Raw genomic sequence first — 21,073 nt, forward strand, 5'->3', positions numbered from 1 at the left:
CGCTGATGCGAAAAGGGCGCGAACGGGCCAGCCGGTCGCGCCTACCTCCACGAGCATCGGCTCGCAGGACAATATTCCCCTACGTCAAAAACCGCGTTTTGGCAAGCTCAGGCGGGGCTGGCGCCGCTGGCCGCATGCTCGCGCTGGCGGGCGAGCGCACCGCATCGCGCCTCGACCAGCTGGATCGCGCGCGCGATGCTCGCCTCGATCGTCATCTGGCTGGTGTCGAGCAGCGCCGCATCCGCCGCCATGCTGAGCGGCGCGGAGGAGCGGGCGGTGTCGCGCGCGTCGCGGGCGCGGATGTCCATCTGCACCTTGACGAAGCTGACGTCGAAGCCCTTGCCGAGCAATTCGCGATGGCGGCGCTGCGCGCGGACCTGCGTCGTCGCCTTGACGAACAATTTGGCGTCGGCATCGGGCGCGATCACCGTGCCGATGTCGCGACCGTCGAGCACCGCCCCGCCGGGCTGGCGCGCGAAGCGCTTCTGCCGCTGCAACAGCGAGGCGCGCACCAGCGGATGCGCCGAGACGATCGAGGCGAGCTGGCCGATATCGTCCGTGCGCAGCACCGGATCGTCGAGCAGCGCCTCGTCGAAGTCGCAGGCGGCGACCGCGTCGGCTTCCTTGGCGGGGTTGAGCTCCATCCGCTGCACGTTGCACGCCACCGCGCGGTAGAGCAGGCCGGTATCGAGATGCGGCAGGCCATAATGCTGGGCAAGCGCCCGGGCGATCGTGCCCTTGCCCGATGCCGCCGGACCGTCGACTGCGATGATCATGCTTCCTCCGACACGTCGTCCAATGTCTTATAGAAAGCCGGATAGCTGGTCGCCACCGGGGCTATGTCGTCGATGACGACCGGCCGTGTGGCATGCAGGCCGGCGACGGTCATGCTCATTGCGATACGATGATCGAGCAGCGAGGCGACGCGCGCGCCACCGGGGATCGCCTCGCCGCCGGTGCCGGTGATCGCCAGCCCGTCCTCATATTCCTCGCACGCGACGCCGCAGGCGGTGAGCGCCGCTGCCATCGCCGCGATCCGGTCGGATTCCTTGACGCGCAATTCGTGCGCGCCGCGCGCCACGGTGCGTCCGGCTGCGAAGGCGGCGGCGACGAAGAGCACCGGATATTCGTCGATCATGCTCGGCGCCAGTTCGGGCGGCACCTCGATCGCGGTGAGCGGGGCGTGGCGGACGTGAAGGTCGGCGACCGGCTCGCCGCCGACCTCGCGCCGGTCCAGCTCGGTGATGTCCGCGCCCATCAGCCGCAGCGCCGCGATCAGCCCGGTGCGCGTGACGTTGAGCCCGACGTTGCGGACGACGAGGTCGGAGCCGGGGACGATCGACGCGGCGACCAGCCAGAAGCCGGCCGACGAGGGGTCGCCCGGCACGGTGATCGTCTGCGGCCGCAATTCGGCCTCGCCGTGGATCGCGATGATCCGTCCGGCGGGATCGTCCTCGATCGTCAGTTCGGCGCCGAAGCCGCGCAGCATCCGCTCGCTGTGATCGCGCGTCGCCACCGGCTCGACGACGCGGGTGATCCCCGGCGTGTTGAGTCCGGCGAGCAGCACCGCCGACTTGACCTGCGCCGAGGCGACGGGGAGCGTGTAGGTGATCGGCACCGCCGGGCTGATCCCGCGCAGCATCAGCGGCAGCCGACCGCCCGGGCTGGCGGTGAAGGCGGCGCCCATCTGCGACAGCGGCTCGATCACGCGCCCCATCGGCCGGGCGGACAGCGAGGCGTCGCCGGTGAAGGTCGCGGTGATCGGGTGGCTGGCGACGAGCCCCATCAGCAGCCGCGTCGAGGTGCCGCTATTGCCCATCTCGAGCGCGGTGGCGGGTTGCAGCAGGCCGCCGACGCCGACGCCGTTGACGCGCCAGGCGCCCGCGCCGGTCCGCTCGATATCCGCTCCCATCGCGCGCAGCGCCGCGGCGGTGGCGAGCACGTCCTCGCCCTCGAGCAGTCCGGTGATGCGGCTCTCGCCGACCGCGAGCGCGGAGAACATCAGCGCGCGGTGGCTGATCGACTTGTCGCCGGGCACCTGGAGGGAGCCGGTGAGGGGGCCACGCGGGGCCACGCTCAGTTCCTGGGGATCGGAATGCGCCATGGCCGGGGGCTTTGACAGCCACCTTGCGCTATGGCAAGGCGCGCACCACCTCACGGGCAAGGCCTTGCTTTGCCTGCGACACCCAATTCCGAAAGGCACGAACGGCATGATCAAGCCGGAATGGGGCACGAAGCGTACGTGCCCGAAATGCGCGACGCGCTTCTATGACCTCGAAAAGGACGATCCCGTCACCTGCATCAACTGCGGGACGACGTGGAACCCGGAGCCGATCCTCAAGTCCAAGCAGCCGCTGCCGTTCGAGCAGGCCAAGCCCGACACCAAGGAGGCCGATCGCGACCTCGAGGGCGAGGACGAGGATCTGGAAGCGCTGGGCGAAGAGGAAGAGCCCTCGGCCGACGATGAGGTCGATCTCGGCGGGGACGACGATCTCGGCGTCGAGGCGCCCAACGACGAAGACGAACATTGATCTGAAAAAAAGGCATGGCAGGCGATCATTCAGCGCTTGCCATGCCCCGGTGCCCCCGCTAGTGGGGCGCCTCCCGGAACGAATGGGGCCGTAGCTCAGCTGGGAGAGCGCTGCAATGGCATTGCAGAGGTCAGGGGTTCGATCCCCCTCGGCTCCACCATTCCGTTCCCGAGCGCCCCTGTGTCGCTCCCTCATCCCCAGCATCCGAGTGCGAAGGCCTTGTCCTCGCTCCCACCGCCGGGATGTCATCCCTACCATTCTGAAGTAATTCCGCTTCGGGAATACTTGCTTCATCGGCACATGTCGTTGCCGGTGTTCGGGTCAAATACCTGTTAACCACTCTCATGCTTAAACGCTCGCGTCCGGTATCGATGCCGGTTCGGGAGACATTATGAAGATCATGCTTTTGGGGGCGGTCGCGGTCGCCGCGTCGGTCGCATCCTCCGCCTCGGCACAGACGGTCGATCCGCTGTTCACCGGCGCCCGGATCGAAGCGCGCGTCGGCTGGGACCGGCCGACGATCCGCGCCGGCGTGTCCGACGGCGTCGACAGCATCAACCGCACCGCCGGCAAGGACGGCGTCGTCTATGGCGGCGAGATCGGCTATGACTATGCGTTGAGCAACGTGCTGGTCGGCGGCTACTTCGGCTATGAGGGGTCGTCGGCGAAGGAATGCGGCGAGCTCTACGGTCAGGACCAGCTCTGCCTGCGCGCCGGGCGCAACTTCACCGCGGGTGCGCGGCTCGGGGTGCCGGTATCCGGGTCGTTCGCGCTCTACGCCAAGGGCGGCTATTCGAACGGCCGTGCCAAGCTCGACTATCGTGATGATACGCTGGTGCGCGCAGACGTGGACGAAGGCCGGAACTTCAACGGCTTTCACGTCGGCGGCGGCGTCGAGGGGACGCTCAGCGGCCGCGTCTACGGGCGGCTGGAATATGTCTACACCGGCTATGGCGAAAAGTCGGCGGTGAGCGACGGCCTGCGCGCGAGCATCGAGCCCCGGCGGCATCAGGTCGTCTACGGCATGGGTATCCGCTTCTGAGACGACGGGAGCCCGCGGATCGCGCGGGCTCCCGTCACCGGATCAATCGACCGGCTGCAGATTGACGGCCGAGGTCTTGCCGCGGCGGTCCTGCTCGAGGTCGTAGCTGATCCGCTGGTTCTGGTTCAGCGTCGCCATGCCGGCGCGCTCCACCGCGGTGATGTGGACGAAGGCGTCAGCGCCGCCCGTATCGGGGGCAACGAAGCCATAGCCCTTGTCGGCGTTGAAGAATTTGACGGTGCCGGTGATGCTGCTCATCGCAGATCCTTTCTACTTGCGGCGCGGCGGTACGATTACCGACGCGCCTGTCGCGCGCGAAGCAGGGAAGGAAGGAAGAGGGAGCCGCAAAGCACGCCGTAGACCGTCGATGTGCGACTCTAGCCTGATCTATATGGCGGACGCAGGGCGAAACGGCAAGGGGCAGGGCTTGCGCTGCGCTGCGGAAGCGGCCATCTTCTGGCTATCGGGCTGCTCCATCCGCGCATGGCCCGACTGAGAGATGATATGCGCTCCCGCTGCCCAAAGGGAGATCCGCATGTCACGCGCCATCAACGTCAATGCCGCCAAAGCCGATGTCGAAACCGCGTGCCGCAAGCATAAGGTGACGATCAGCGCGATCGAGACGCTCGCCTCGGGCGGCACGCGCGTCGTGCTGACCAACGCCGACGGCGCCGCGACGATGAACCGCGTGTTCGGCCGCAAGGTGCTGAACGGCGCGGTCGAGCGCACACCGCTGCGGCTGCGCACCGCCTGAGACGCGGCGCGCCGGGCGCGCACCGCGCGACACCGGCGTCAGCGCGCGCCGGCGACCCGCCAGATCGTGTTGCCGACGTCGTCCGCGACGAGCAAAGCACCGCTGCGGTCGCCGATCACGACCACCGGCCGCCCGCGTGCCTTACCGTTACCGTCGAGGAAGCCGCCGAGCACGTCGACCGGCTTGGCGCCCTCCGCCGGGAAGCCGCGCGCGGCGAACGGTACGAACACCACCTTGTAGCCCGACACCGGCTTGCGGTTCCACGAACCGTGCTCACCGATGAAAGCCCCCTGCGCGAACCGCCCGCCGAGCCTGACCTCGTCGCTGAACGCGAGGCCGAGCGCGGCGACGTGCGGCCCGAGCGCATAGTCGGGGCGCTTCGAATATTGCTGGAGGTCCGGGCGCGCCGGCTCGACCCGGGTGTCAGGATAGCCGCCCCAATAGAACCACGGCCAGCCGAACTGGTCGCCCAGCTCGACCTGCGTCAGATAGTCGGGCGCAAGGTCGGAGCCGAGCATGTCGCGCTCGTTGACCACCGTCCACAACTGCTTGTTGAACGGGCTGATCGCCATGCCCTGTGGATTGCGCAGGCCGGAGGCGTAGATGCGGAAGGTCTTCTCCTTGGGATAGACCTCGAGGATGTTGGCGCGATATTTTTCGGCCTCGAGCCCGTTCTCGGCGATGTTCGATGACGAGCCGACGCCGACATAGAGCGTGCGGCCGTCGGGCGCAGCGATCAGCGTGCGCGCCCAATGGTTGCCGCCGCCGTTGAGTTTGACGATCAGCTCGGGCTTGGCGGTGATCTGCGTCGCGCCGTCGGTATAGGGAACGCGCACCACCGAATCGGTATTGGCGACGTAGAGCTGGCCGTCGAGCAGCGCCATGCCGGTCGGCGAGTTGAGCCCGGTCATGAAGACGTGGCGCTGTTCGGCGACGCCGTCGCCATCCGCGTCGCGCAGCAGCGTCAGGCGATTGGCCGACGGCACGCCGGCCCCGGCCTTGCCGAGCAGCAGCCCCATCACCCAACCCTGGATGCCGCCGCCCTTGCGCGGCGGCGAATTCGTCTCGGCGACGAGCACGTCGCCATTGGGCAGCCGGTACAGCCAGCGCGGATGGTCGAGCCCCTTGGCGAAGGCCTTGACGGTCAGGCCGGCGGCGGGGGTGGGGGTCTCATTGCCCTGCCAGCCGACCACGTCGGCGACCTTGACCGTGGGCAGGGTCTGGACGCGCGCCTCGGTGATCTGCGGCCGCTTGCCGGTGACGCGGTCGAACGGCACCTGCGCCGTATCCGGCCAGGCAAGATAGACGACCACCGCCACCGCGATGACGAACAGAAGCGCGGCGAGGCGCAGGACGTGCTTGAGCATGAGCAGAGGATAGGGCGGCAAAGCGCGCGGCGGAAGGGGCGATATGGCGGTGTGCGGATGCGTCGGCGGGGCGCGGGTCGCTTGCTGCGCCCATATGGCTTCGCGCGCGTGACGTTTCCATCCAGTCCGTCCCGGCTCCCGCGCAGGCGATAGCCTTGTGTATCTCGGCACAAAGGTCGTCGTCCAGCGTGGCTGGTGGATTCCTGCGTGCGCGGGAATGCGGTTCACCGAAGCGCAAACCCTCGTCGGTCCGGCACGGTGCCTGCCAGAAACGACGAGCCCCCCGCGAAGGTTTGCGCCTTCGCGGGGGGCTCCTACCGTTAGTTACACCCGCCGGCTCAGCCCGGCAGCAGGTCGTAGCGGTCGGCGTTCATCACCTTGGTCCAGGCCTGGACGAAGTGGCGGACGAACATCTCGCCCGCGTCCGACGCGGCATAGACTTCGGCGATCGCGCGCAGCTGCGAATTGGAGCCGAACACCAGATCGGTGCGCGACGCGGTCCACTTCTTCTCGTGGGTATGACGGTCGGTGCCGAGGAATTCCTCGTCACTCTCGTCGCTGATCTGCTTCCACGCGGTGCCCATGTCGAGCAGGTTGACGAAGAAGTCGTTGGTCAGCTGCCCCGGCCGGTCGGTGAACACCCCGTGCTGCTTCGCCTTGGCATGGTTGGCGCCGAGCACGCGCAACCCGCCGACCAGCACCGTCATCTCCGGCGCGCTGAGGCCGAGCAGCTGGGCGCGATCGACCATCAGCTCTTCGGTCGGCACGTTGAACTGGACCTGGAGATAGTTGCGGAAGCCGTCGGCACGCGGTTCGAGCACCGCAAAGCCCTCGGCGTCGGTCTGCTCGGCCGAGGCGTCGGTCCGGCCGGGCTTGAACGGCACCTCGATCGTCTGACCGGCCGCCTTGGCCGCCGCCTCGATGCCGACCGAGCCGCCGAGCACGATCAGGTCGGCGATCGACACCGTCTTCGCGCCGGCTGCATCGAAGTCCGCCTTGATCTGCTCGTAGGTGCCGAGCACCTTGGCGAGCTGTTCGGGCTGGTTGACCTCCCAATCCTTCTGCGGCGCAAGCCGGATGCGCGCGCCATTGGCGCCGCCGCGATGATCGGATCCGCGCCACGTCGACGCCGACGCCCAGGCGGTGGTGACCAGTTCCTCGATCGACAGACCAGAGTCCGCGATGCGGCCCTTGAGGTCGGCGATGTCGGCCGACTCGATCTGCGGATAGTCGGCGAGCGGGATCGGGTCCTGCCAGATCAGCTCTTCCTGCGGCACTTCGGGGCCGATCAGGCGGATCTTCGGCCCCATGTCGCGATGCGTCAGCTTGTACCAGGCGCGCGCCCAGGCGTCGGCGAAATAGGCGGGATCAGCACGGAATTTCTGGCAGATCGCGTTATACGCCGGGTCGACCTTGAGCGCCATGTCGGCGGTCGACATCATCGTCGGCACCTTCTTGCCCGGGGTATGCGCCGCCGGCGCGAGCGTGTCCTCGGGATTGCCGACCGGCTGCCACTGATGCGCGCCGGCGGGGCTCTTGGTCAGCTCATATTCATGGTCGAAGAGCATGTCGAAATAGCTCATGTCCCACGTCGTCGGCGTCGGCGTCCATGCGCCTTCGAGGCCGCTGGTGATCGTATGATCGCCCATGCCGCTCTCATGCGTCGACGCCCAGCCGAGACCCTGGCTGGCGATGTCCGACCCTTCCGGCTCCTTGCCGACGTGGCTCGGATCGCCCGCGCCGTGCGCCTTGCCGAAGGTATGGCCGCCGGCGGTGAGCGCGACCGTCTCCTCGTCGTTCATCCCCATCCGCGCGAAGGTCTCGCGCATGTCGCGCGCCGAACCCTTGGGCATCGGGCAGCCGCCCGGACCTTCCGGATTGACGTAGATGAGGCCGTGCTGGATCGCGGCGAGCGGGCTTTCGAGCGCCAGCCCGGCTTCCTCGTCGATACGGGTCTGGCCGAGCCATTCCTCCTCGGTGCCCCAATAGACGTCCTTCTCGGGTTCGAACACGTCCTCGCGCCCGCCGGAGAAGCCGAAGGTCGGGCCACCCATCGATTCGATCGCGACGTTGCCGGCGAGGATGAACAGGTCCGCCCAGCTCAGCTGGCGTCCGTATTTCTGCTTGATCGGCCACAGCAGGCGGCGTGCCTTGTCAAGATTGCCGTTGTCGGGCCACGAGTTGAGCGGCGCGAACCGCTGCTGGCCGGCCGACGATCCGCCGCGGCCGTCGCCGGTGCGATAGGTGCCCGCCGAATGCCACGCCATGCGGATGAAGAACGGACCGTAATGGCCATAGTCCGCCGGCCACCACGGCTGGCTGTCGGTCATCAGCGCGGTCAGGTCCGCCTTGAGCTGATCATAGTCGAGGCTGAGGAATTCGGAGCGGTAATCGAAATCGTCGCCCATCGGATTGCCGCTGACGCCCTTCTGGTGAAGGATGTCGATCGACAGGGCTTCCGGCCACCAATCCTTGGCGGTGTGGCCGAGCAGACGGCGCTTCGCCGCAGGCTGGCGGCGGGGATCGTTGATCGGACTGCCTTCGGTGATCGCGTCCATGTGCATCTCTCCTCGATCGGGTTCGCAGGCGCGCCCGATTTGTCGAGCCACACCGGTATGATGCCATTGCTACCGGAACGAGACAGATCACGAAAACGCGAATATGCGAAGGCGGTGATCGGTTGGAGCGATCAATGGTCCGGAGTCGCGCCTGAGGTCGCGCTTACCTTGACCTCACCCGATCGCCGGCTTCGCCGCCTCTTCCCTTTCCCGCCGGGAGTATTGGATCGATCGTGCCGGGGGGCATGATCGATCCGATACTGGAAGAGGCGCGCCGCGCCGCTGGGTGAGGGCAGGGCGGAACGCCGGTGCGGCGCGGCTCTTGTCAGTCCTCGTCGCTCTCCCGCGGCAGCGGCGGGTGGAGGCGCAGCCGGTGGATGCGGCGTTCGTCGGCGTCGAGCACCTCGAGCTTCCAGCCGCTCGGATGGTCGACGCATTCGCCGACCTTGGGGACATGGCCGGCGAGCACCGCGGCGAGCCCGCCGAGCGTATCGACGTCATGATCGGTCTCGGCCAGGCGCGGATCGATCTGCATGCCTGCATCCTCCAGTTCGGCGCGGGCATCGGCATCCCACGCGCCGCCGTCGATCCGCACGAGCAGCGCCTCGGGCGCCTCGTCATGCTCGTCCTCGATCTCGCCGACGATCTCCTCGATCAGATCCTCGATCGTGACGAGGCCCTCGGTGCCCGAATATTCGTCGAGCACCACGGCGAGATGGACGTGGCTCGCGCGCATGTCGGCGAGCAGGTCGAGCGCGCCGCGCGACATCGGCACGTAGAGCGGTTCGCGGATCAGCCCGCTGATGTCGGCGGGATGGTCGGCGCCGGTGGCGAGGATCGCGAACACGTCCTTGATATGGACCATGCCGATGATCGTATCGAGTTCGCCGCGATAGACCGGCAGGCGGCTGTGCCCCGCCTCGGCGAAGATCTGCACGAGGTGCGCGAAGGTGGTGCCTTCCTCGACCGCGATGATATCGGCACGCGGTACGCCGACATCGCCGGCATCGCGTTCGCCGAAGTGGAGCAGATTGCGGACCATCTGCCGCTCGAGCGGCGTGAGGTCGCCCTTGGCGTCGGGGGCGGGATCGTCCTCGTGCCGGTCGATCGCTTCCTCGAGCTGTTCGCGAAGCGATTCTTCGTGCGCGCCACCGAAGATCAACGTCTTCAGTCCGCGCCAGATGGTCGATTCGCTGGAGTCGCCGTTGCCGGCGCTACTTCGGTCGTCTGCCATGGCGGCCGTGTCAGTCCTCTCGTATCAGATAGGGGTCGGCGATGCCGAGCGTGGCGAGCGCCTGTCGCTCGATCTCCTCCATCGCCTCGGCTTCCCCGTCCTCCATATGGTCATAGCCTAGCAGATGCAGCGTGCCGTGCACCAGCAGGTGCGTGGCATGTTCGGCGACGCCGACCTGCTTGTCCTGCGCCTCGGCGGTGCAGACGCCATGGGCGAGGACGATGTCGCCGAGCAGCAGTTCGCCGTCGTCGCTGTTCTGGCTGACCGTGTCGATCAGGTCGGGCTGGACCATCGGGAAGGAGAGGACGTTGGTCGGCTTATCCTTCTGCCGATATTGCGCGTTGAGCGTGCGCACCTCGTCGTCGCCGGTCAGGCGGACGCTGATCTCGACCAGCGCCGGCGTGGTGAGCAGATCGCCATGCGGCGTATGCTCGATCGCCGCCCGCACCGCGCGGGTCGCGAGCGCCTCCCAGTCGGTATCGGCGGGCCAGGGGTCTTCGCGGGTGAGTTCGATGTGGATCATGCGAGGTCCGTGCGGGAGAAATCATTGCCCTTGTAGAGCAGGCGTGCGTCATGCGCCTTGGCGCAAGCATAGGCGAAACAATCGCCCATGTTGAGCCGGGCGGGGTGGCGGCCCTTGCCGTAGCGACGATGGGCCTCGAGGGCCAAGTCCGCCTCCGCAGCGCCAATCGGCACCACGGCAACATGACGGGATGCGATGAAGTTCGCGACGTCTGCGCGCGCGAAATCCATCATGATGCCGCGTCCCGAGCTGAGGGCGATCGTGCTTTCCCAGATCGCCATCGCCGACGTCAGTCTGCGGTCAGCCTGATCCACACGATCCGCGAGCGCCTCGAACCCTTCTTCGAGAGCGAGCATCGAAACCATCGCGGAGGCGTCGATGAAGATCGTCACTCCGACCATGGATCGACGACGTCCTCTTCATCGGACAACGAATCGTAGAACGCCTTATCGATCTTCATCGCCTCGCGGTCGGGCAGAGGGTGCTGCGCGCGATATTGCCGCAACCAGTCGACGGTCCTGACAGTCACGGCACCGCCGTTCGGCGCTTCGGAAATCTCCGCAGTTTCGAGGGACGTCAGCCCTCGCCTGACTGCCTCGGTCTTGGTTGTGCCGAGCTGTGCTGCGACCTTGCCGGCAAGGGCAGCCGTTTCAGGATCTTTGATGAATAGCGAGGCCATCGATCGACTCCGGGATATCCTTCTATATGCCAAGGATATCCCGGCCGATCAATTGCCCGGTCCCTCATACGCCTCGACGATCCGCCCGACGATCGGATGGCGGACGACGTCGGCGGCGGTGAAGCGCGTCATCGAAATGCCCTCGACCCCCTCCAGCCGCATCGTCGCGTCGGCGAGGCCCGACGAGCCGACGCCGCCGGGCAGATCGGTCTGGTTGGGATCGCCGCATATCACCATGCGGCTGTTTTGGCCGAAGCGGGTGAGGAACATCTTCATCTGCGCCGGCGTGGTGTTCTGCGCCTCGTCGAGGATGACGAAGGCGTCGGCCAGCGTGCGCCCGCGCATGAAGGCGATCGGCGCGATCTCGATCTCGCCGCTGGCGATGCGGCGCTCGACCTGCTCGGCCGGCAGGCAATCGTGCAGCGCATCATAGAGCGGGCGCAGATAGGGGTCGACCTTCTCCTTCATGTCGCCGGGCAGGAAGCCGAGCTTCTCGCCCGCCTCGACCGCGGGACGCGACAGGATGAGGCGCTGGACGCTGCCGGTGATGAGCTGCGACACCGCCTGCGCGACCGCGATATAGGTCTTGCCGGTGCCGGCCGGCCCGAGTGCGAAGATCATGTCGTTGGTCGACAATTCGCGCATGTAATGCGCCTGCGCCGGGGTGCGCGGCACGATCGTCTTCTTGCGCGTGCGGATCATCACCGACGGGATCGCGCCGCGTTCGGCGCTGACGATGCCGTCGAGCGTCGGTTCGGACGCCATGGCGATCGATGCGTCGACCAGCCCGGAGTCGATCTCCTCGCCGCGTTGCAGCCGGTGGTAGAGGTCCTGCAGCACGTCGCGCGCGACCGCGACGTGATCGGCGCTGCCTTCGAGCCCGACGCGATTGCCGCGGGCAGTGATGTAGACGCCGAGCCGGTTTTCGAGCGCGACGAGATTCTGGTCATATTGCCCGAACAGCGTGGCGAGCAACTGGGGCTTGTCGAACAACACCTCGGCCCGGCTGCGTTCACCGGAGCGGGCGGGGACGGGCTTACGACTCATGCGGTCCTTTCATGCCGTGATGGCATGACCGGAATGTGGGATGCGCGCCGGCGAAAGGGAAGCGGCAAAACCCGCTTTCGCGCGTCGCTGTCGCGTCGGGGATGTTAGGGTCGGGCAGGGAGCGCAGCGTGAGGTGCGCATGCGGCTGGCCGTCGGGTGAGATGGCGGCCGGCGAAGATGGATTCACGCGAAGTCGCGAAGAGGATGCGCCTGCGGCGGACGTGGTCCTCTTTTTCCCATGGTCCATGGCATGGGCTGCGCCCGCGGCCGGCGGCACATCTCTGCGGCGCTGCGCGCCGAGATCAGGCCGCGGCGCGCATCCGTTCGGCGCCGGCGAGCGAGACGGGACCGGCGGACAGCAGATCGACCGTCACCATGTCGCCGATCGCCGCATCGGTCATGACATGGACCGATTGCAGCCACGGCGACTTGCCGAGCATCTGCCCGGGCAGCTTGCCGCGGCGTTCGATCAGCACGTCGCAGCGGCGACCGACGCTCGCCTGGTTGAACGCCTGCTGATCGCGGCCGAGCGCCGCCTGCAGCCGTTGCAGGCGGTCGTCCATCACCGTCGCATCGACCGCGCCTGCCATGTCGGCGGCGGGCGTGCCGGGGCGCGGGCTGTATTTGAACGAATAGGCCTGCGCATAGCCGACCGCGTCGACCAGCCGCAGCGTCTCGGCGAACTCCGCCTCCGTCTCGCCGGGGAAGCCGACGATGAAGTCGCCCGACAGCGCGATATCGGGGCGGACGGCACGGACCCGGTCGAGCAGGCGCAGGTAGGAATCGGTGTCGTGGCTGCGGTTCATCGCCTTGAGCACGCGGTTGCTGCCCGCCTGCACCGGCAGGTGGAGGAAGGGCATCAGGCTTTCGACGTCGCCGTGCGCGTCGATCAGCCCCTGCCGCATGTCATTGGGGTGGCTGGTGGTGTAGCGGAGGCGCGCGAGGCCGGGGATGCGATCGAGCACGCGGATCAGGTCGTGCAGGCCGCGACCGTCGTCGTCCCAGGCGTTGACGTTCTGGCCGAGCAGCGTGATCTCGCGCGCGCCGGCATCGACCAGCGCCTTCGCCTCGTCGACGATCGCGGCGAACGGCCGGCTGACCTCCGCGCCGCGGGTATAGGGGACGACGCAATAGGTGCAGAATTTGTCGCAGCCTTCCTGCACGGTGAGGAAGGCGGACGGTGCGACGCGACGGCGGGCCGGAAGCGCGCCGAACTTCGACAGCAACGGCATGTCGGTGTCGAGCGCCGGCGCGCCCGCGGCGGCGCGGGCGACCAAAGCGGGCAGGTTGTGATAGGCCTGCGGACCGACGACGACGTCGACCTTGGCGCGCGCGACGATCTCCTCGCCCTCGGCCTGCGCGACGCAGCCGGCGACGGCGATCATCGGCGCCGGCCGCGCCTCGATCCGGGCGTTCTTGCGCAGCCGGCCGATGTCGGAATAGACCTTTTCGGTGGCGCGGTCGCGGATGTGACAGGTGTTGAGCACGACGAGATCGGCGGCGTCGGGATCGTCGGTCGCGGTCATGCCGTCGGCGGCCATCAGCTCCGCCATGCGCTCGCCGTCATAGACGTTCATCTGGCAGCCGAACGACTTGACGTGGAAGGTCTTGGGTTTGTCGGCGGAAGTCATGGCAGGGCGCATACAGGATGCGGCGGCCGCTCGCCAGCCGCCGTGACCGCTCCCGCGTCGGCGGCGGCGCTATCCGGCGTCGACGATCGCCGCGCGTGCCTGCGCCGCGATCGCCTTGCGGCCGCCCGCCGCGGCAGGATCGAAGGGGGTCAGCAGGCGGAGCGTCACCGCGAAGCGGCCGCGCCGCCGCAGCACGCGCAGCGCGTGGGCGAGTCCGGGCTCCTCGCCGACCCAGGCGAGGTCCGCCGCCTCGCCGTAATCGAGGCGGATCGGCTGGACGACGACCCCCGGCGGCGGCGGGTCGAGCGCGGCGAGCAGCGCCGCCTTGAACGGCAGCAACGTCGTGCCGTCGCCGGTGGTGCCTTCGGGAAAGAGCGTCACCGGCTGACCGGTAGCGATCGCCGCGCGCAATCGGTCGATCTGCGCGGTGACCTGCAAGCGGTCCTCGCGCGTCACGAAGATCGTCCGGTTGAGCGTGCACAGCCAGCCGACCAGCGGCACGCCGCGCAATTCCCCCTTGGCGACGAAGGCGCTGCCGGTGGCGCCGGCGATCGCGAGGATGTCGATCCAGCTGAGATGGTTGCTCAGGAAGACGACGTTCCCCGCGCAGGGTGTGCCGAGGACGCGGACACGCGCGCCGACGATATGCGCGACGGCGGCGAGGAAGCGCCGCGGCCACGGCGAGGGCCGGCGCAGCAGCCGCCAGAGGCCATGCAGCAGCAGACCGCCCGGCAGGGCGACCAGCAATGCGGCGACGCGATAGCCGAGGCGCAGGTTGGCGATCATCCGGACGCGCCGCGTCGCGCGGCGTTACACCTTGCGATCGAGGCTGACGCCGTACAATTCCATGCGGTGATCGACGAGGCGGAAGCCGAGCTTCTCGGCGATCGCCTTCTGCAATTGCTCGAGTTCGGGGTCGACGAATTCGATCACCTTGCCGGTCTCGACGTCGATGAGATGATCGTGATGCGCCTCGGGCGAGGGTTCGTAGCGGGCGCGGCCGTCGCCGAAGTCATGGCGATCGAGGATGCCCGCCTCCTCGAACAAGCGCACGGTGCGATAGACGGTGGCGATCGAAATACCCGGATCGATCGCCGAGGCGCGCTCATACACCTTCTCGACATCGGGATGGTCTTCGGCTTCGGACAGCACGCGGGCGATCACGCGGCGCTGTTCGGTGATGCGCAGGCCCTTCTGGTTGCACAGGGCTTCGAGATCGATCTTGCGAGGCATGCTGCTCATGTAGTCCAGCCGGCTTGTTGCGAAAAGCGAAACCGACTCGCAATAGCCCCGCTCGGACGATTTTGCGTCACACCGCGCGGCGGTAGGTGTGCGCGTCGAACGCCTGGCCGGTCTTGCCGCGGTAATAATGCCGCCGTTCGCCGACCTTGGCGAAACCCTGTTCGACGTAGAGCCGGACCGCCTCGTTATTCTCGCGCACTTCGAGGTGGAGGTCGGCGATGCCGGTCATCTGCGCCTCGGCGATGACGCCGCGCAGCAGCGCGCGGCCGATGCCGCGGCGGCGGAAGGCGGGGTCGACCGCGAGCAGCAGCAACTCCGCCTCGTCGACGACACTGCGCACCATGGTGAAGCCGGCGGGCGCCGCATCGACATAGGCGAGCGTCAGCCGCACGCCGGGCATCGCCAGCACGCCGAGGCACTGGTTGCGCGTCCACGCCTCGCCGAAGCGCGGATCGAAGGCAGCCGTCATCAGCGCATCGACGAGGCCGACGTCGCGCGCATCGCCGCTGCGCAGGGTCACCTGCCGCGTCGCCATCAGGGGGTGATCCCGCCGGGCAGCTTGGCATCGGGCGCGCGGCCGTAGAGCGGGCGCGGCGGCAGCGCGGTGAGGGCGGGCGGCAGCAGCACGGCGTCGGCCGCGTCCGGCAGCGCCGGCTGGCCGTCGCACTCTGGCGCGACCTGTTGCAGCCAGCGCAGGCCATTGCCGACCGGCCAGCGCCCGGCGAGCGCGGCGATCGCCGCCTCCGGCTTGCGTGAGGCGAGCGCATCCAGGGCGACCGGGCCGGGCGCGAACGACTGGACGAACACCTCGCCATGGCCGCCTTCGAGCATCGCCGCGATCTCGCCGTCACGGCCGGCGGCGAAGGCGGCGGCGGCGATCAGCGCGAGGCTCGAATAGCCGCTGACGCCCGCATCCCAGCCGAGCGCGAGGCCGCGCGCCGCGGCGATGCCGACACGCAGGCCGGTGAAGCTGCCCGGGCCGACATCGACCAGGATGTGCCCGGCGCGGCCGCCGTCGGGCAGCGCGGCGATCATCGGCAGCAGCTGTTCGGCATGGCCGCGGCCGACCTCACGATGCGTCGCGGCGATGACCACGCCCGCCTCGATCAGCGCCACCGAACAGGCGGCGGTGGCGGTATCGATGACGAGGGTGCGAGGGGCAGGGGAGTCGATCATGTTTCGAACGCTTTGCGACGAGTCGTGGCGCGCGACAAGCGTCGGATGCGGGGGTGGCAATGGCACCGCGTAAGCCGCCGGCAGGATGTCAGCCCCCTCCGCCCCGGACCTTCCACGCGGGCAAATCCCGAGGGGAAGGCGGACGGTTCAGCGGCAGCGGACGTCGGGGATCACGAATGCCGCTTACGCGATCGTGTTGAACCGCCCGAAGCCCGGCCGCGGCAGGCGCTCGTGCAGGGTGGCGGGATCGCCATAGCCGAGCGTGGAGATGAAGTTGCTGCGGACGCTGGGCTGGTCGGCGAAGAACGCCTTGTCGACCGCGCCCTGATCGAAGCCGGACATCGGCCCGGTGTCGAGTCCCAGCGCCCGCGCCGCGATGATGAAATAGGCGCCCTGCAACGTCGAATTGCGCGCCGCCGACGCGGTGCGCAATTCGGTATTGCCGTCGAACCACGCCTTGGCGTCCACGTGCGGGAAGAGCTCGGGCAGGGTCTCGTGGAAGTCGACGTCCATGCCGATGATGACGCTGACCGGCGCGGCGCGGACCTTGGCCTGGTTGGTATCGGAACAGGCGGCGGCGAGCTTCGCCTTGGCCTCGTCGCTGACGCACCAGACGAGCCGGGCGGGCAGCTGGTTGGCGCTGGTCGGCCCCCATTTCATCAGCTCCCAGATCGCGTGGAGCTGATCCTCGCCGACCGGCCGGTCGGTATAATGGTTGAAGCTGCGCGCGGTGCGGAAGATGCGGTCGAGCGCCGAATCGGGCAGGGGATCGGACATCAGACGGCCCTCACTTCGGTGACTTCGGGAACGTAATATTTGAGCAATTGCTCGATGCCGCTCTTCAGCGTCGCGCTCGACGAGGGGCAGCCGGCGCAGGCGCCCTGCATGCGCAGATAGACCTTGCCCTTGTCGAAGCCGCGATAGACGATGTCGCCGCCGTCGTTCGCCACCGCCGGGCGGACGCGGGTGTCGATCAGCTCGCGGATCTGCGCGACGATGTCGGCATCGGCGGGGTCGTCGGACAGCGCCTCCTCGTCGGCGGGCACGCTGAAGCCGGCGCTGCCCTGGCGGAACAGCGGCATGTTGGCGGCGAAATGATCGAGCAGGATGGCGAGCACGTCCGGCTTGAGCTCGGCCCAGGCGACGCCCGGCGCGGCGGTGACCGAGACGAAGTCGCGGCCGAAGAACACGCCGGTGACGTCGCCGAGCGCGAACAGCATCTCGGCGAGCGGGCTCGCCTCCGCCTCCTCGGGCGTCGCGAAATCGCGCGTGCCGGCATCCATGACGATGCGGCCGGGCAGGAATTTGAGCGTCGCCGGGTTGGGCGTGGTTTCGGTCTCGATCAGCATGGCTGCCATGTGGCGCGTGGCGCACGGGGGATCAAGCGCTGCCCGGGAAAGCGATTGTTTCCACCCTAGATCTCGAGCTGTTTGATCGAGGCGTTCCATTTGGCGATATTGCCGCGCGCCTCCTGGACGAAGGCGGAGCGGCGCACCGCGCCGAGGAACAGGTCGGCGATCCACTTGCCCGGATTGCGCAACGGCCGCGCGAACTGGACGAGCAGCACCACGCGCGTCGCCGCGCTGTCGTTCCACACCTCGTGATCGTAGGTGTCGTCGAACACCAGGGTCTCGCCCTCCGCCCAGCGCACGACGCGGTCGCCGACGCGCATGCGGACGTCGCCGTCGCGCGGCACGAACAGGCCGAGGTGACAGGTGATCAGCCCCTTGGTGACGCCGCGGTGTGCCGGGATATGCGTGCCCGGCGCGAGGATCGAGAAGAAGGCGCTGTTGAGCCCCGGTACGCGCGAGACGATCGCCTGCGTCGCCGGGCAGCGCGCCAGATTGTCCTCGATCGGATAGCCATAGCCCCACAGGAAGAAGGAGCGCCACTTGCCGACCTCGGCGATCGCACGGTGATCGGGCGAGATCGTCGCGAGGCTGGGCGCATCGGCGCCGCGCAGCGCGACCGACTCGGCCTCGTCGCGGATCGTCTGCCACTGGTCGCGCAGCTGTGCGGTCCAGCCGAAATGGCGGACGTCGAGCACCGGATCGTTGGCGACGAGCGAGGAACCGGCGATCATCCGGTCGAACAGCCCGCGTAAGTGCCGGCCGATGCGGATGACGAGCGGCCGGCGGGCCGTCGCCTTGCGCGGCTTGCCCGAGTTCCGCCACATTGCCGGCGCCGCGTCGTTCCTGCTTACCGTCATCGTCCAACCATCATCCGAATCGCGCCGCAGGGACGCCGCATCGTTCGTCGGGCGCGATCCGCCCGGCTCCCCTCAGCCACCGGGCTATTGCCCGGCTGGGGCGAAATCATGACGGAAGTGAGGAGGATACGGACGCGCTGGCGGCGCCGCACGGCACCCGCTACAAGCGTCGCCTATGGCGTTTCTTTCCCGCGCATTCGCGCCCGTACTCGTTCTCGCCCTCGCATCGGCCACCGTTGCCCAGGTCCGCACCGCGCCCGCCGCGGCGCCCGCGCCGACGGTCAAGGTCGACACGACGCCCTGGCTCTACAAAGGCAGCGACCTGCCGCACGATCCCAATTGGTCGTTCGGCACCCTTCCCAACGGCTTGCGCTATGCGGTCCGCAAGAACGGCGTGCCGCCCGGGCAGGTATCGATCCGTGTCCGCATCGACGCGGGGTCGCTGTACGAGAAGGACAGCGAGCGCGGCTATGCGCATTTCATCGAGCATCTCTCGTTCCGCGGCTCCGAATATGTCCCCGACGGCGAGGCGAAGCGGGTGTGGCAGCGGTTCGGCGCGACCTTCGGCTCGGACAGCAACGCCTCGACCACGCCGACGCAGACGCTCTACAAGCTCGACCTGCCTTCGGCGACCGACGCCACGGTCGACGAGAGCATCAAGATCCTGTCGGGGATGATGGCCGCGCCGACGCTGACCGATGCGGCGGTGTCGGCGGAACGGCCGATCGTGCTCGCCGAACGGCGGGAGCAGCCGGGACCGCAGGTCAAGCTGCAGGATGCGATGAACCGGCTGTTCTTCGCCGGCCAGCCGCTCGCCGACCGTTCGCCGATCGGCACGGTCGAGACGCTCGACGCGGCGAACGGCGCGAGCATCAAGGCCTTCCACGATCGCTGGTATCGGCCGGAGCGCGCGGTCGTCATCATCTCGGGCGACATGGACCCGGCCAAGCTCGGCGCGATGGTGACGCGCCATTTCGCCGGCTGGAAGGGCAATGGCCCCAATCCCGCCGACCCCGATTTCGGCAAGCCCGATCCCAGCCAGCCGACCTCGGCGACGATGGTCGAACCCGGCCTGCCGCCGCTGGTGATGATGGGGGTGGTGCGACCCTGGCATTACAATGACGATACCAAGATCTTCAACCAGAAGCGGATGGTCGACACGATCGCCGCCAAGGTGATCAGCCGCCGGCTCGAACGGCGCGCGCGGGCGGGGGCGAGCTTCGTCCAGGCGGGCGTCGATCTCGACGACCGGTCGCGTTCGGCGAACATGACGTCGGTCTTGATCCTGCCGGTCGGCGACCAGTGGGAACAGGCGCTGAAGGACGTGCGCGCGGTGATCGCCGACGCGCAGAACAGCCCGCCGACCCAGGCGGAGATCGACCGCGAATATGCCGATTACGAGGTCGCGATCCGCAACGGCGTCGAGACCGCGCGGGTCGAGGCGAGCGCCAAACAGGCCGACGACATGGCCGGCGCGCTCGACATCCGCGAGACGGTGACCGCGCCCGAGAACAGCTATGCGATCCTCACCGACGCCAAGCAGAAGGGCATGTTCAATCCCGCCGCGGTGCTCGCCTCGTCCAAGAAGCTGTTCGAGGGCGATGCGACGCGCGCGCTCGTCAACACCCGCACCGCGGAGAAGGGGACGGCGGAGAAGCTCGCCGCCGCGCTCAAGGCGGACGTGTCGGCGCTGACGATCAAGCGCGCCAACCAGGCGGCGGTCGATTTCAGCAAGCTGCCTGCGCTCGGTGCGCCGGGCGTGGTCGCGGCGCGCGGGCCGCTGTCCGGCCTGCCGGCGGAGAAGGTGGTGTTCGCCAACGGCGTGAGGATGCTGCTCTTCCCCAATCCCGACGATACCGGGCGCGTCTTCATCCGGGTGCGGTTCGGCAGCGGCTATAACGCGCTGCCCGCCAACCGGCCGAGCCCCGCCTGGGCGGGGGATCTGGCGCTGATGGAAAGCGGCATCGGCACGCTCGGGCAGGACGATCTCGACCAGCTCACCGCGGGGCGGCAGCTCGGGCTCGACTTCGGCATCGACGAGGATGCGTTTTCGATCGCCGCGCTGAGCAGTCCCAAGGATTATGCCGACGAACTGACGCTGATCGCCGCCAAGCTGGCGCATCCGCGCTGGGATCCGGCGCCGGTGACGCGCGCCAAATCGGCGGCGCTGACCGCGATTCCCGGTTATGATTCCTCGGCGGACGGCGTGCTGTCACGCGACCTCGAAGGGTTGCTCCACGCCGGCGATCCGCGCTGGGCGACGCCCGACGCCAAGGCGGTCGAGGCGTTGACCCCCAAGGCGTTCGAGGCCTTCTGGGCGCCGCTGCTCGCCAGCGGGCCGATCGAGGTCGATGTGTTCGGCGACGTCAAGTCGGAAGAGGCGGTCGCGGCGGTGGCGAAGAGCCTCGGCGCGATCCCGCCGCGCGCCGCGCCGTCGGCGGCGGTGCCGCCGGTGCGCTTCCCCGCGCATGTCGCCACGCCGGTACTGCGCTACCACAATGGCCCCGACAATCAGGCGAGCGCGGTGATCGCCTGGCCGACCGGTTCGGGCACCGCCGATCTCGCGGAGGCGCGCCGGCTCGACGTGCTCGCGCAGGTGTTCAGCGACCGGCTGTTCGAACGGATGCGGCAGGCGGCGGGGGCGAGCTACAGCCCCGGCGTCGCGAGCAGCTGGCCCAAGGGGCTGCCCGGCGGCGGCCGGCTGATGGCGGTGAGCCAGGTCGCGCCGGCCAATGTCGCACTGTTCTTCCGCCTGTCGCGCGAGATCGCCGCCGACCTCGCCAAGACTCCGGTCAGCGCCGACGAGCTGGCGCGGGTCAAGGGACCGTTGCAGCAGGTCTATGCCCGTGCCGCGACGAGCAGCCTGTTCTGGCTCCGCGAACTGTCGGGCGGTGCCTATGACGAGCGCCGGCTGGAGGCGACGCGCCGGCTGGGCCGTGACTTCGGCGAGGTGACGCCCGAGGTGTTGCAGGCGACGGCAGCGAAATATCTGGTGCCGGCGAAGGACTGGACGTTGGCGGTGCTGCCGCGGAAGGCCGCCAAGTAAGGGCGGGCGGCGGGTTCGCGACCCGCCGCCCGCT

Annotated in this window: 22 protein-coding genes and 1 tRNA gene; 5 read left to right on the forward strand and 18 right to left on the reverse strand. The window is 68.5% G+C overall.

The features are described 5' to 3' along the window. Positions 1-107: 107 nt before the first annotated feature. Both cmk and aroA read right to left on the reverse strand, forming a co-directional pair. Entirely contained in the window at positions 108-776 is a 669-nt protein-coding gene (cmk, locus tag V8201_RS04165; protein ID WP_051583457.1) for a (d)CMP kinase, read from the reverse strand. Next, positions 773-2,104 (reverse strand): 3-phosphoshikimate 1-carboxyvinyltransferase, encoded by a 1,332-nt coding sequence (gene aroA / locus V8201_RS04170; RefSeq protein ID WP_336544558.1) that lies wholly within the window; start codon positions 2,102-2,104, stop codon positions 773-775. Before aroA ends, cmk begins: the two co-directional genes overlap by 4 nt. Positions 2,105-2,210: 106 nt before the next feature. Here aroA and V8201_RS04175 point away from each other — a divergent pair, with 106 nt between their 5' ends. The 3 genes from V8201_RS04175 (at position 2,211) to V8201_RS04185 (ending at position 3,573) form a co-directional block, all read left to right on the forward strand. Next, a complete protein-coding gene (locus tag V8201_RS04175) occupies positions 2,211-2,531 on the forward strand; it encodes a TIGR02300 family protein (protein ID WP_037534617.1) in 321 nt (106 codons plus the stop codon). Positions 2,532-2,615: 84 nt separating this feature from the next. Continuing rightward, a tRNA-Ala gene (locus V8201_RS04180) sits at positions 2,616-2,691 on the forward strand. Positions 2,692-2,922: 231 nt separating this feature from the next. After that, positions 2,923-3,573 (forward strand): outer membrane protein, encoded by a 651-nt coding sequence (locus V8201_RS04185; RefSeq protein ID WP_051583456.1) that lies wholly within the window; start codon positions 2,923-2,925, stop codon positions 3,571-3,573. Positions 3,574-3,615: 42 nt separating this feature from the next. Here the strand turns inward: V8201_RS04185 and V8201_RS04190 are convergent, their stop codons facing one another. Further along, on the reverse strand, positions 3,616-3,831 hold the full coding sequence (locus V8201_RS04190; protein ID WP_037534615.1) for a cold-shock protein: 216 nt from the start codon (positions 3,829-3,831) through the stop codon (positions 3,616-3,618). 277 nt (positions 3,832-4,108) lie between these two features. Between V8201_RS04190 and V8201_RS04195 the strand changes: the two genes are divergently transcribed. Further along, positions 4,109-4,327, forward strand: coding sequence for a hypothetical protein (locus tag V8201_RS04195; protein WP_037534613.1), 219 nt, complete (start codon positions 4,109-4,111; stop codon positions 4,325-4,327). Positions 4,328-4,365: 38 nt separating this feature from the next. Here V8201_RS04195 and V8201_RS04200 read toward each other — a convergent pair whose 3' ends face one another. The 15 genes from V8201_RS04200 to V8201_RS04270 all read right to left on the reverse strand — a co-directional run bounded on the left by V8201_RS04200 (position 4,366) and on the right by V8201_RS04270 (position 17,993). Further along, on the reverse strand, positions 4,366-5,694 hold the full coding sequence (locus V8201_RS04200; RefSeq protein WP_336544559.1) for a PQQ-dependent sugar dehydrogenase: 1,329 nt from the start codon (positions 5,692-5,694) through the stop codon (positions 4,366-4,368). A 338-nt stretch (positions 5,695-6,032) separates the two neighbouring features. Then, positions 6,033-8,252, reverse strand: a complete 2,220-nt coding sequence (gene katG / locus V8201_RS04205; RefSeq protein WP_336544560.1) for a catalase/peroxidase HPI — start codon at positions 8,250-8,252, stop codon at positions 6,033-6,035. Positions 8,253-8,577: 325 nt separating this feature from the next. After that, positions 8,578-9,486 (reverse strand): hemolysin family protein, encoded by a 909-nt coding sequence (locus V8201_RS04210; protein WP_336544561.1) that lies wholly within the window; start codon positions 9,484-9,486, stop codon positions 8,578-8,580. Positions 9,487-9,496: 10 nt separating this feature from the next. Next, a complete protein-coding gene (gene ybeY / locus V8201_RS04215) occupies positions 9,497-10,009 on the reverse strand; it encodes an rRNA maturation RNase YbeY (RefSeq protein WP_336544562.1) in 513 nt (170 codons plus the stop codon). After that, on the reverse strand, positions 10,006-10,401 hold the full coding sequence (locus V8201_RS04220; protein ID WP_037534774.1) for a PIN domain-containing protein: 396 nt from the start codon (positions 10,399-10,401) through the stop codon (positions 10,006-10,008). Before V8201_RS04220 ends, ybeY begins: the two co-directional genes overlap by 4 nt. Then, positions 10,398-10,688: a type II toxin-antitoxin system VapB family antitoxin gene (locus tag V8201_RS04225; protein WP_037534601.1), complete on the reverse strand. Its 291-nt coding sequence runs from the start codon at positions 10,686-10,688 to the stop codon at positions 10,398-10,400. The genes V8201_RS04220 and V8201_RS04225 overlap by 4 nt, the downstream gene beginning before the upstream one ends. Positions 10,689-10,736: 48 nt before the next feature. Then, positions 10,737-11,735, reverse strand: a complete 999-nt coding sequence (locus V8201_RS04230) for a PhoH family protein (RefSeq protein WP_037534599.1) — start codon at positions 11,733-11,735, stop codon at positions 10,737-10,739. 302 nt (positions 11,736-12,037) lie between these two features. Next, a complete protein-coding gene (miaB, locus tag V8201_RS04235; RefSeq protein ID WP_081793057.1) occupies positions 12,038-13,366 on the reverse strand; it encodes a tRNA (N6-isopentenyl adenosine(37)-C2)-methylthiotransferase MiaB in 1,329 nt (442 codons plus the stop codon). A 69-nt stretch (positions 13,367-13,435) separates the two neighbouring features. Further along, positions 13,436-14,152 carry a lysophospholipid acyltransferase family protein gene (locus V8201_RS04240; protein WP_336544563.1) on the reverse strand — a complete coding sequence of 239 codons (717 nt, stop codon included), beginning with the start codon at positions 14,150-14,152 and terminating at the stop codon, positions 13,436-13,438. 24 nt (positions 14,153-14,176) lie between these two features. Further along, on the reverse strand, positions 14,177-14,599 hold the full coding sequence (locus V8201_RS04245; RefSeq protein ID WP_037534772.1) for a Fur family transcriptional regulator: 423 nt from the start codon (positions 14,597-14,599) through the stop codon (positions 14,177-14,179). Between the two features lie 76 nt (positions 14,600-14,675). Beyond that, positions 14,676-15,143 (reverse strand): GNAT family N-acetyltransferase, encoded by a 468-nt coding sequence (locus tag V8201_RS04250; RefSeq protein WP_037534595.1) that lies wholly within the window; start codon positions 15,141-15,143, stop codon positions 14,676-14,678. Next, positions 15,143-15,784, reverse strand: coding sequence for a tRNA (adenosine(37)-N6)-threonylcarbamoyltransferase complex dimerization subunit type 1 TsaB (tsaB, locus tag V8201_RS04255; RefSeq protein ID WP_336544564.1), 642 nt, complete (start codon positions 15,782-15,784; stop codon positions 15,143-15,145). Before tsaB ends, V8201_RS04250 begins: the two co-directional genes overlap by 1 nt. A gap of 183 nt (positions 15,785-15,967) precedes the next feature. Continuing rightward, complete coding sequence (locus V8201_RS04260; RefSeq protein ID WP_336544565.1) at positions 15,968-16,561, reverse strand: malonic semialdehyde reductase; 594 nt, start codon at positions 16,559-16,561, stop codon at positions 15,968-15,970. Further along, positions 16,561-17,133 (reverse strand): NifU family protein, encoded by a 573-nt coding sequence (locus tag V8201_RS04265; protein WP_271300234.1) that lies wholly within the window; start codon positions 17,131-17,133, stop codon positions 16,561-16,563. Before V8201_RS04265 ends, V8201_RS04260 begins: the two co-directional genes overlap by 1 nt. Before the next feature lie 65 nt (positions 17,134-17,198). Further along, positions 17,199-17,993, reverse strand: coding sequence for an aspartyl/asparaginyl beta-hydroxylase domain-containing protein (locus tag V8201_RS04270; protein WP_037534587.1), 795 nt, complete (start codon positions 17,991-17,993; stop codon positions 17,199-17,201). Between the two features lie 175 nt (positions 17,994-18,168). Here V8201_RS04270 and V8201_RS04275 point away from each other — a divergent pair, with 175 nt between their 5' ends. Next, positions 18,169-21,039, forward strand: coding sequence for a M16 family metallopeptidase (locus V8201_RS04275; RefSeq protein WP_271300235.1), 2,871 nt, complete (start codon positions 18,169-18,171; stop codon positions 21,037-21,039). Positions 21,040-21,073: the final 34 nt, after the last annotated feature.

The organism is Sphingomonas kyungheensis (genome assembly GCF_037120395.1).
Taxonomy (GTDB): domain Bacteria; phylum Pseudomonadota; class Alphaproteobacteria; order Sphingomonadales; family Sphingomonadaceae; genus Sphingomonas; species Sphingomonas kyungheensis.